This window comes from Lyngbya sp. CCY1209, from assembly GCF_055795065.1.
The window spans coordinates 1-459 of record NZ_JAYFER010000485.1; the positions used below are offsets into that span (position 1 = coordinate 1).

1 pseudogene is annotated in these 459 nt (G+C 53.2%); it reads right to left on the minus strand.

The annotated features are described in order from the left end of the window. A pseudogene (locus AC0QHF_RS15385) lies at positions 1-459 on the minus strand (hypothetical protein); the annotation flags it as partial.

Consider the following 459-nt stretch of genomic DNA (forward strand, 5'->3'; position numbering starts at 1 on the left):
CTCACCCCGTGATGAAAATAGAGGCGATATCCGTCCGAAAATTCGATCGCGGCTTCCCCTTCGGCGTGGAGGTGTTGCCGGGAGTCCAGACTGTGACGGACTAAGCTGATATCCCCGAGATAGCCCTCTCGGAAAATCCAGCCGTTATGGGCGTAGACCCGATAACCGTCCTCGAATACCATAGCGGGTTTCGCGATCGCGTGCAAATGCAACCCCAGATCGCCCAATAGGGTGGTAAATTGATGGGATTTTCCGGCTTTCCCCAGTTGTTTGCAAATGCGATCGCAGCCAATTTCTCGGATCAATATCTGTCGCAATTCCGCATTTTCTTCTTCCAACAACCACTCCGCTTTCCAGCGCTTGGGATGCAGTTGACCGTATTTTTCCGGCAGTCTCACCCCGTGATGAAAATAGAGGCGATATCCGTCCGAAAATTCGATCGCGGCTTCCCCTTCGGCG